Origin of the sequence: Citrobacter sp. R-1.5.2, from assembly GCF_035064245.1 — a bacterium.
Classification (GTDB): domain Bacteria; phylum Pseudomonadota; class Gammaproteobacteria; order Enterobacterales; family Enterobacteriaceae; genus Citrobacter.
Map to the genome: position 1 here is coordinate 1 of NZ_JASEYC010000078.1, position 909 is coordinate 909.

Consider the following 909-nt stretch of genomic DNA (forward strand, 5'->3'; position numbering starts at 1 on the left):
TCTGATGGAAATGGAAGCCACGCAAGCACCTTAAAATCACCATCATACACTAAATCAGTAAGTTGGCAGCATTACCCTGAATACGGGATATGCGCAGGTGGAAAATCTGGGGCCTATTATCATGGGTAAAGAAGATGTGCTAAGGACACATAACATACTTCCAAAAGCACATATTATTTCCACACATATGGAATCTGTAAATCATTTTGGACAAACCCGAAAAGAAATCCATGAGTATGTAGATCTTAATAAGATTACTGACCAGGTTAGTATCCCTGAAGATGGTGAAGTCGTTAATCTTTAATTATACATCCCCACAACTTTAATCAGGCAGTTACTCATTATGGTTTTACTGGTGACTGCCGGCCCTCTTAGCATTCGAAATTTTTTATGTCACCCGATTTAGTTCCGCGCACTTTTTGAGATTTCCGGGGTTTCAGCCATCAGCCGGTACTCTTCCGGTGTCAGGTTATTCAGGGATTCGTGGGGGGGGTCGCTGTTATAGCGCGAGCAGTCTTTATGCACCGGCTGGGGGAAATCAGAGACCGGGGACTGGAAAACCAGAGCTACCGGGCCAGCGGGCTGACATTGCTGACTGCGGCGATCTCACTGTGGAATACGGTATATATAGAAAGAGCCATAGATTCTCTGAAGCGAAAAGGGATCCCACTAAATGAACAGCTGATTTCTCATCTGTCCCCGCTGGGATGGGAACACATCAACTTGAGTGGAGATTACGTCTGGCGAACAAACCTCAAGCTGGGACAGGGAAAATACCGTTCGTTACGCTCAGTAGATAGCAGTCTGTATAAAAAACAGGCTTAACGTAGGATATTTAATGAGATGGTCACTCCCTCCTTCCCAGTACTATGCTGAGGACAGGCTTTCATTCGGAGAACCATCATGGAA

Annotated in this window: 1 protein-coding gene and 2 pseudogenes; 2 read left to right on the forward strand and 1 reads right to left on the reverse strand. The window is 45.2% G+C overall.

Annotation, left to right across the window (positions count from 1 at the left end):
- Positions 1 to 121: 121 nt before the first annotated feature.
- Complete coding sequence (locus QMN38_RS26660; RefSeq protein WP_323606413.1) at positions 122 to 304, forward strand: hypothetical protein; 183 nt, start codon at positions 122 to 124, stop codon at positions 302 to 304.
- A gap of 98 nt (positions 305 to 402) precedes the next feature.
- On the opposite strand, the pseudogene QMN38_RS27140 reads toward QMN38_RS26660, so the two are convergent.
- A pseudogene (locus tag QMN38_RS27140) lies at positions 403 to 510 on the reverse strand (integrase); the annotation flags it as partial.
- Between QMN38_RS27140 and QMN38_RS26665 the strand changes: the two are divergent.
- Positions 502 to 825: pseudogene (locus QMN38_RS26665) on the forward strand (Tn3 family transposase); the annotation flags it as partial. The pseudogenes QMN38_RS27140 and QMN38_RS26665 overlap by 9 nt on opposite strands.
- Positions 826 to 909 lie beyond the last annotated feature (84 nt).

What these genes read in the sequence shown, in the direction of transcription:
- QMN38_RS26660 (WP_323606413.1), top strand. Translation starts at nt 122, where the DNA reads ATGGGTAAAGAAGATGTGCTAAGGACACATAACATACTTCCAAAAGCA.